A 9,117-nucleotide genomic window follows, 5' to 3' on the forward strand; every position below is an offset into this window, starting at 1 on the left:
CCGCGGCCCCAACATCGACCGCACCACCTACCAAGCCACCACCGAGATCAACGTCCTGATCTTGACAGAAGCCACCCAGCCCTAACTGAACGGCGTTGGTTCTAGAACTGCACGGTCGGAAGCACGTGCAGCGATCGTGCCGTTCCCGCAGGTGAGACGGATCTCGGACAGTCTCCACCCTGGAGGAATGCTGAGAATGTTCCCGGAGGTGCGAGATGACAGAGAAGACCTACGCTGCGGGATTTGACCGGAAGAGGGCGGCCTGGCGCCGGAGTACCCGCAGCTACTCGGACAACTGTGTCGAAGTGGCCGAGCTGCCCGACGGCGGGCGGGCGGTCCGCGACTCGAAGAACCCGGACGGCCCGATCCTGTTCTTCACCCCGTCCGAGTGGTCAGCGTTCCTCGGCGGCGCGAAGGACGGCGAGTTCGACACCTGATTGGCAGCTCCGCGGGCTGGCGCCGGCCCTGCGGTGGTGTTACGCAGAGCGCATGGACGGTGAACCGGGCGTGGGGCTGCGGCCCCGGATGCACTTCACCCCGCGCGACGGCCGGGTCGGCGATCTCTTCGGGGTGCTCCGGCTGGACGGCCGGTATCACCTGTTCTACGAGCACCGCGCCGCCGCCGACCGGGCGCCCGGCTGGGGCTGCGCGGTCTCCGACGACCTGGTGATCTGGCACGAGCGGGCGGTCGCCCCGGCGCCGGACGCGACCGGCACACCGCTCTGCGGGTCGGTCGTGGACGGTCCCGGTGGCCCGGTGCTGTTCCATTCCCAGGCGGAACGGGGCGGGGTCCGGCGCGCGGTGACCGTGCCGGACCGGGACGGCTGGCAGGCCACGCCGGACCGTCCGGTGCTCGGGCCGCCGCCCGGTGGCTTCACCGGCCTGCGCGATCCGTTCGTCTTCACGGCGGGTGACGGGTGGCGGATGCTGGTCGCCGCCGTACCGGAAAATGGCGGGTCGGCGGTCCTGCAGTATCGCTCGGTCGATCTGCTGACCTGGGACTACGACGGGGTGCTGATCGCACGGGCGGAGAGCGGCTGGGGCTGCCCGCGGCTGTTCGCGCTGGACGGCGAATGGGTGCTGCTGGTGGCGGGCGCCGACGCGTCGTACGCGATCGGCTCCTATGACGGCCGTGACTTCACCGCCCGCGTCTGGGGCGTCTTCGGCCGGGGCCGGCTCGGCCCGGCCGCGCCGTTCCTCGACGCGGCCGGCCGGCGCTGCGTGCTGGCCCGCGTGGGCGACGCGGAGAGCGACGGCCCGGTGTGGGCGGGCCGGCTCAGCGTTCCCTGGACCCTTTCGGTACGCGGCGCCACCCTGGTCGCCACCCCCCACCCGCACCTGGACCGATACCTCGTCACCGGCGTCACCGGGCTGACCACGGCCGGCGGTGAGGTCCGCGACCACGGCGACCTGATCCTGCGCATGCCGGCCGGCGGCGAGACCACCGTGCTGGCCGACGCGGACATCGTCGAGGTCGCCGTCGAGGGGGTGAGCGGTCTCGGCGCCGCCCGGCGCTCGGTCCCCGGGTATCCGGGCGGCCACATCGCCCGGATCGCCGGATCCGGCCGGTCGGACACCTAGACTTTCCGGCGTTCCTCAGATCCGGTGGCACCGCTGCCGACCTGGGGCGGTGTGAATGCCAACGATCCTCGCGACCTCTTCGCCTTCGCGGAACGGCCGGTCGGCGAGCACCAGCCCGCGCAGGCGGTCCCCGAGGAACGTCCGCTCTGGCGCGCCCGCCTGATCTGGACCACCGCCGGGGTCGCCGCCCTCGCCCTGGTCGCGTCCGGCGCGGTGTACGGCGTCGCGCGCCATAGCAAGAACACCGTCTGCACCAGCATCACGAGCATCGCCGCGAACGCCGTCAAACCGACCGGTGCGGTGTCCCTCGTCGCGTCGGACGGCTCCCTCGCCGAGGCCGGGCGCATCCTCACCGACCAGGCCAACCTGCTGATCTTCAACCGGGAGCTGGAGAAGGCCGTCCACCTGCTGGCCGCCGACACCACCCGGCTGCAGACGGTCGGTGACGCGAGCACCGGGCCGACTAACCTGCCGCAGCTGATGGCCCTGTTCCAGTCGGTCGACGAGCACTTCAAGCAGGCACAGACCGAGTGCGGCCTGCCGGCACAGGGCCTGCTCGCCACCGGCCTGGGCACCGCCGTGACGGCCGAGGCGAAGACCGTCGCCGCGGCCGGGCCGATCCCGGCCGCGACCCCGGCGCCGCTGCCCGCGCCCGACTACACCGCGTCGGCCGACGAACTCGCCGCCGCGGCGAACGACGTCGCCCAGCGGCAGGGCGAGCTCAACGACATCCGCGGCGACCAGGGCACGTCCCCGGCCGACCTGGCCGTGGCGCGCTACGAGCTGGCGGCGGCCAAGCAGCACCTGGCCGATCTCAAGGGTGACACCCTGGGCACCTTCCACCAGGCCCTCGAGCTGCGCGGCGCGCGGGCCTACCTGGCCTCGGCCCGGGAGGACCTGCGACAGGCCACGGCCGACGAGATGGCGACCGCCGCTGACCGGGCTGGCGCCCGCGCCGTGGTCCTCAAGTGGCAGAACCGGGTGAAGGAGTTGTCGTAGGTAGTGCTGGCATTACCGTGAAGTGTCACGGTGACGGTAGTGAACCGCGCGGCGGGTTCTTCCAGGATTGACGCATGGAACCACTGCTCGATCTGCGCGGCGTCCGCCGCCGCCACGGCCGGGGCGCCGGCGCCGTCACCGCGCTCGACTCGCTGACCCTCGGCTTCCGGGCCGGCACCTTCACCGCGGTGATGGGCCCGTCCGGCTCGGGCAAGAGCACCCTGCTGCAGTGCGCGGCCGGTCTGGACAAACCGGACGCCGGCACGGTCACCCTGGACGGCGCCGAGCTCACCACGCTGTCCGAGACCGAGCTGACCCTGCTGCGCCGCGACAGGATCGGTTTCGTCTTCCAGTCGTTCAACCTGCTCCCGTCCCTGACCGCGGAGCAGAACGTGGCGCTCCCGCTGCGCCTGGCCGGCCGTCGACCGGCGCGTGGCCAGGTGCGCGACATGCTGGCCGCGGTCGGGCTCGCCGAGCGCGGCGGGCACCGGCCGGCCCAGCTCTCCGGCGGCCAGCAGCAGCGCGTCGCGATCGCCCGTGCCCTGGTCACCCGGCCCACCGTGCTCTTCGCCGACGAGCCGACCGGCGCCCTGGACTCGACCACCGGGCGCGGGGTGCTCGACCTGATGCGCGACATGGTCGACCGGCACGGCCAGACCATCGTGATGGTCACCCACGACCCGGTCGCCGCGGCCCGGGCCGACCGGGTGGTCTTCCTGGTCGACGGCCGGGTCGCCGACGACCGCGGCGCGATGACCCCGCAGACCGTCGCCGACCTGATGACCGGCCTCGAGTCCGGCCTCTCCACCGGCCCGGCCGCCTCAGCGGTGGTCCTGCCGTGCTGAGGCTCGCCGCGCAGACCGTGCGGGCCCGGTGGGCCGGGTTCGCCGGGGTGTTCGTCGCGCTCACCCTGGGGGTCTGCCTGCTCACCGTCACCGGGCTGGCCACCGCCGCCACGCTCCGCGGCGACCGGGTGCCGGTCTGGTTCTCCGGCGCCGCCCTGGTCGCGGTCGCCTCCGACACCGTCTCGGCGCGGGTCGGGTCCGGCGACGAGGCGTATACGGCTTCCAACACCGCCGACGTGCGACCGGCTCTCCCGGCGGCCGCGGTGGCCCGGCTGTCCGCGCTGCCCGGGGCGGTCGTGGACCGGCGGGTGCCGGCGATGGCCGGCGAGGTCGCGACCGACGTGCACCCGTGGGCGAGCGCCGCGCTGCATCCGGCCGCGCTGCTCTCCGGGCGGGCGCCGATCGAGTCCGGCGATGCGGTGGTCACTGTCGCTTCCGGGCGGGCGGTCGGCGATCTTTTTCCGGTACGTACGGCGCAGGGCACCTGGACCGCCACCGTCACCGGCGTGGTGACCGGGCCCGACGCGGTGTACGTGAGTGACGCCGAGGCCGCGCGACTGTCCGGTGGGCGGGTGGACGCGATCGCGTTCCGGGACGGGACGGCGGCTCAGGCCGTACCGGAAACGGGTTGGGAAACGCTCACCGGGAGTCGCCGCAGCCTCGCCGAGCCGGACGTCGATGGCGAGGCCCTGAGCGTGGTGGTGTCGCTGCTGGGGACGTTCACCGGCATCGCGGTCCTGGTGTCGATCTTCGTGGTGGCCGGGACGTTCGCGTTCGCGGTCAGCCAGCGGCGACGCGAGCTGGCCCTGCTGCGGTCGGCCGGCGCGACCCCGCGTCAGGTGCGCCGGCTGGTCCTGGGCGAGGCGATGATCGCGGCCGGGCTCGCCGCCGTCGCCGGATGCGCGCTCGGGCTGCTCGTCGCGCCGTGGTGCGGGCGCTGGATGGCCGCGCACGGGCTGGCGCCGGAGGACTTCACCGTCGCTTTCAACCCGTGGGCGCTGCTGATCGCGGCCGGCGCCGGATTCCTGGTGGCACTTCTGGGTACGTGGGTGGCCGCCCGCCGAGCCGGCAAGATCCGCCCGGTCGAGGCGCTGCGCGAGGCGGCGCTGGACCGGCGGGTGATGACCCCGTCCCGCTGGATCTTCGGGCTGCTCTTCGGCGGCGGGGCGATCGCCATGGTCGCCGCCGGTGGAGCGGCCGGCGGGGAGGACGCGATCGCGCTGACGTTCTTCGCGGCGTATTTCGCGCTGATCGCGACGGTGCTGTTCACCCCGTTGCTGGCCCCGCTGCTGATCCGGGTGGCGACCGGCCTGCTGCCCGGCGTGACCGTGCAGATCGCCCGCGGCAACGCGCTGACCTCGCTCCGGCGCACCACGTCCACGGTGGCGCCGATGCTGGTCACGGTCGGCCTGGCGGTGTCGCTGCTGGCCTCGAGCGCCACCGCCCAGCAGGCCGACCAGCTCGCCTCCCGTTCCCGGGTGACCGCGTCCGCGCTGGTCGGCGCGGTCGACCCGGTCGGGTTGCCGGCCACCGCGATGTCCGCCCTGGCCCAGGTCCCCGGCGTGACCGCCGCGGTCCCGGTGCGCAGCAGCTCCGCCTTCGTCCTGACCGGCGACACCATCGAGCTGATCCCCGCGCGCTACGCCGGCCCGGGCATCGAGAAGGTCTGGGACCTGCCACCCACGGTCAGCGCCCTGCGCGGCACCGACACCGTGGCGGTGGGCGCCGAACTGGCCCGCTCCCAGCACTGGTCCACCGGCGACGAGATCCAGCTGTGGCTCGCCGACACGACACCGGTAACCCTGCGCGTGGTCACCGTCCTGCCACCCAGCCTGGACCTGGGCCAGGCAGTCCTGCTCCCCTACGCCCTATCCGCTGCCACCACCACGCCACCCGGCCCCGCAGCCACCACCGCGCCACCCGCACCCACAACCACCACCGCGCCGTCCGGTCCCGCAGCCACCGCCGCGCCGTCCGGTCCCGCAGCCGCCATCGCGCCGTCCGGTCCCGCAGCCGCCGCCGCTGCGCTGCCTGATGCTTCGGCGTGGGTCGGCGTCGGTGCGGATGCGGTTTATCTCGCCGGGGACGGTGACCCCGCTGCTCTCGCCGCGGCCGCCGGGTCCGCGGGGCGGGTCGCGACCGCGGACGCCTACTTCGCCGATCAGGCCGCCGAGGCCAACCGGATGAACGACATCGCGATGCTCGCCCTGCTCGGCCTGACCCTGCTCTACACCACGATCGCCATCGCGAACACCCTGGTGATGTCGACAGCGGACCGCGCCCGGGACATCGCCGTGCTCCGGCTCGGCGGCGCGACCCCGCGGCAGGTCCTCGGCCTGATCGCCACCGAGACCGGCATCGTCGTCGGGGTCGCCGTCCTGCTCGCCGCCGCCGTCTCGGCCGGCCTGCTGCTCAGCCTCCGCGCCCGCCTGACCGAACTCATCCCGCACGCCGGCATCGCCGCCCCCTGGCCGGTGATCATCGGAGTGACGGCACTGTGCGCCCTGGTCGCCTTCGCCGCCAGCCTCATCCCGGCCGCCCTGCTCCTCCGCACCCCACCAGCCACCCTGGCCTCCATCCGCGACTGACCCCAGACCACACCCACCCACTCGCTCCCCACGCACCCTCCCGGACCGACGCGGACCTCCCGGACCGACGCGGACCTCCCGGACCTCCCGGACCTCCCGGACCTCCCGGGCCTCCCGGACCTCGCGGGCCTCCCGGACCTCGCGGGCCTCCCGGACCTCGCGGGCCTCCCGGGCCTCGCGGGCCTCGCGGGCCTCGCGCGATCTTGGCTACTTGGGGCGGCATTTCGGCTGGTGATCGCCAAGATCGGGCGGTGGTGGTGTGGTCGCGGCCACGGCGGGTGGGCGCGTCGGCCGTTAGGGTCGGCGGCATGTTGGACAACGCCGCACTTCCGGTCGACGCCGTGCTCTTCGACTGTGACGGGGTTCTGGTCGATTCGGAGCGGATCACGAACTCGGTGCTCCGCGCGATGCTGCACGAGCTCGGCTGGGCGGTCAGCGAGGCGGACTGCTTCCGGCTGTTCGTCGGGCGCGCGCTGCACGACGAACTCGGCGTGATCACCGCCAACACCGGCTTCGTCGCCACCGAGGACTGGATCGCCGAGTTCCGGCAGCGCCGCAACGAGGCGCTGCTGTCCGACCTGCAGGAGATCCCGGGCGCGGTCGCCGCCGCACGCGAGGTCGACCGGATCTTCGGTGGCAGCCTGGCCTGCGCCAGCGGCGCCGATCGCTTCAAGGTCGAGCTGCAACTGACCAAGGTCGGCCTGGCCGACGTCTTCGCCGGCAAGATCTTCAGCGGTATGGAGATGCCGCGCAGCAAGCCCGCCCCGGACGTCTACCTGGCCGCCGCGGCTGCCCTCGGCGTCGACCCGGCCCGGACCGCGGTCGTCGAGGACACCGCCACCGGAGTCCAGGCGGGCGTAGCCGCCGGCGCGGTAGTCCTCGGCTACTGCCCGCCCGGCAGCCCGGCCCACCACGCGCCCGAGGTACTGCTCGCGGCCGGCGCCAGCTACACGTTCACCAGCATGACCGACCTCCCCGGCCTCCTCACCCGCCTCCCGGCCCGCCCGCACGTCGCAGGCGCCCGCTGACCAAGGCCCGCCAGCGCTACCAGCGGCGAAGCCAACCAGGCGGCGACGTCGGTGGGTCGCGGTGCGCCACGCGGTTGCTGACGGCGCTCCCGCAGGCCGGACTACCGGTCTCACCGAGCGACGCCCGGCGGGTCAGCCCGGGTCGTGGCGGCCGGTATCGAGATCGCCGAGCAACCGCGAAAACCAGCCCGGCCGCTACCACAAAGAGCGCTCACCAGCCCAACGCGGCAAGCACCCACCGTGGCAAAACAGCCGCGAAACCACGACCGGCGCTCACCGGGGTGGTGCGGCGAGCAAGCGCGGTGGTTCCCGCGCGCATGAGGGCCGTCAGGACCAGCTCGACATGCCCGGCTGGGCCTGACGGCCCTCAAACCGGACGCATAACGGCCGCCAGAGCCAGCCCGACGAACCCAGCTGGGCATGACGGCCGCTAAAACACACCCATAACGGCCACTGGAACCAGCCCGGCCAACCCAGCTGGGCGTGACGGCCGCTAAAACACACCCATAACGGCCACTGGTAACGGCCACTGGAACCAGCTCGGTCGGCCCGGCTGGGCGTGAGGGCCGCTACAACACACGGATAACGGCCGCTGAAACAGCTCGGCCCACCCGGCTGGGCCTGACGGCCTCGAACCGGACGCATAACGGCCGCCAGAGCCAGCCCGACGAACCCAGCTGGGCGTGACGGCCGCTGAAACACACCCATAACGGCCACTGGAACCAGCTCGGTCGGCCCGGCTGGGCGTGACGGCCGCTAAAACACACGCATAACGGCCACTGGAACCAGCTCGGTCGGCCCGGCTGGGCGTGAGGGCCGTTAAGACAGACGGGCAACGGCCGGCAGGGCCAGCCCGGCCGATCTGGCGGGCCTCGACCCTGAACGAGGCGGTTGCGGCTCGGAGCCGGCTGGGGCTGCTGCCATCTGGGCGTGGAACGGCGCGGGGCTGTCTCGCCGCTCCGACGATCCCGGCCCGGGGCAGTTGACCGGCGTGGCGGGTCATGACCGGACGGCTGCCCGCTCGGCGAGCCGGCGCAGGGCGCCCACAACCGGGCACCGGCTGGGCTCCAGGGGTGTCTCCGGGTCGCGGAGACACCCCTGGGAGCCAGCCGCGGTCTGCAGCCCGGCCGCGGTCCGCACCACCCACGGCCCGGCCCGCCGAACGGCCGCGGCCGCGACCGGCGAACCAACCGTGATCCGGGCACCTCCCCGGCCTGCGCGCGTTACTGGCGAGCGGCGGGCGGGATGGGCTCCGGGTGGGTGATGGTGACGGTGGTGGCCGTCAGTAGCGGCAGCGGAGGACGACCAAGGCGTGGCGGACCACCTCGAAATTGCTGCCCGAACGGGCGGTCTTGCGGCGGCGGGCCAGCAGCGGGTCGGCGGTGTGTGCGACGACCTCCCAGGTCTTGCCGTATTCGCGGGCCGGCAGGGTGAACGCCACGTCCTCGTCGAGCGGGTTGAACAACAGCAGGAACGAGTCGTCGATGATCTCCTCGCCGAGCGCGTCGCGTTCCGGGATGCCGTGACCGTTGAGGAACACGGTCATGGTCATGCCGCTGCGGGTGTTCCAGTCTTCCTCGTTCATCATTTCGCCGTCGCGGCGGAGCCAGGCGATGTCGGGCAGCTTCGAGTCGCCGGCCGGGTCGCCGGTGAAGAAGCGGCGGCGGCGGAAGATCGGGTGGTCGGCGCGGAGTTTGGTGAGGAGCCGGACGAAGTGGGTGAGCACGTCCTCCTCGCGGGCGTTCTCCCAGTCGATCCAGCTGAGCTCGTTGTCCTGGCAGTAGACGTTGTTGTTGCCCTGCTGGGTACGGCCCAGCTCGTCGCCGTGCACGATCATCGGGACGCCCTGGCTGAGCAGCATGGTGGCCAGGAAGTTGCGCTTCTGCCGTTCGCGGAGCGTGACGACCTCGGTGTCCTCGGTGGGACCCTCGACGCCGCAGTTCCAGGACCGGTTGTGGCTCTCGCCGTCCCGGTTGCCCTCGCCGTTGGCGTCGTTGCGCTTCTCGTTGTAGGACACCAGGTCGTGCAGGGTGAACCCGTCGTGCGCGGTGACGAAGTTGATCGACGCGATCGGCC

The 9,117-nt window shown here is 73.1% G+C and carries 6 protein-coding genes and 1 pseudogene; 6 read left to right on the forward strand and 1 reads right to left on the reverse strand.

Going from position 1 to position 9,117, the window contains the following annotated elements; translation table 11 throughout:
* Window positions 1–215: 215 nt before the first annotated feature.
* The 6 genes from ADL15_RS10910 to ADL15_RS52850 all read left to right on the forward strand — a co-directional run bounded on the left by ADL15_RS10910 (window position 216) and on the right by ADL15_RS52850 (window position 7,041).
* On the forward strand, window positions 216–437 hold the full coding sequence (locus ADL15_RS10910) for a DUF397 domain-containing protein (RefSeq protein ID WP_067687918.1): 222 nt from the start codon (window positions 216–218) through the stop codon (window positions 435–437).
* A gap of 52 nt (window positions 438–489) precedes the next feature.
* A complete protein-coding gene (locus tag ADL15_RS10915; RefSeq protein ID WP_067687920.1) occupies window positions 490–1,581 on the forward strand; it encodes a glycoside hydrolase family 32 protein in 1,092 nt (363 codons plus the stop codon).
* A gap of 24 nt (window positions 1,582–1,605) precedes the next feature.
* Window positions 1,606–2,580 carry a hypothetical protein gene (locus ADL15_RS10920; protein WP_067687922.1) on the forward strand — a complete coding sequence of 325 codons (975 nt, stop codon included), beginning with the start codon at window positions 1,606–1,608 and terminating at the stop codon, window positions 2,578–2,580.
* Between the two features lie 74 nt (window positions 2,581–2,654).
* Window positions 2,655–3,425 carry an ABC transporter ATP-binding protein gene (locus tag ADL15_RS10925; protein ID WP_067687925.1) on the forward strand — a complete coding sequence of 257 codons (771 nt, stop codon included), beginning with the start codon at window positions 2,655–2,657 and terminating at the stop codon, window positions 3,423–3,425.
* Entirely contained in the window at window positions 3,419–6,013 is a 2,595-nt protein-coding gene (locus ADL15_RS10930) for an FtsX-like permease family protein (protein ID WP_067687927.1), read from the forward strand. The genes ADL15_RS10925 and ADL15_RS10930 overlap by 7 nt, the downstream gene beginning before the upstream one ends.
* Window positions 6,014–6,321: 308 nt before the next feature.
* Window positions 6,322–7,041 (forward strand): HAD family hydrolase, encoded by a 720-nt coding sequence (locus ADL15_RS52850; protein WP_067687929.1) that lies wholly within the window; start codon window positions 6,322–6,324, stop codon window positions 7,039–7,041.
* 1,282 nt (window positions 7,042–8,323) lie between these two features.
* Here ADL15_RS52850 and ADL15_RS10940 read toward each other — a convergent pair.
* Window positions 8,324–9,117, reverse strand: a pseudogene (locus ADL15_RS10940) (glycogen debranching enzyme); the annotation flags it as partial.

The organism is Actinoplanes awajinensis subsp. mycoplanecinus (genome assembly GCF_001509495.1).
GTDB classification, from domain to species: domain Bacteria; phylum Actinomycetota; class Actinomycetes; order Mycobacteriales; family Micromonosporaceae; genus Actinoplanes; species Actinoplanes palleronii.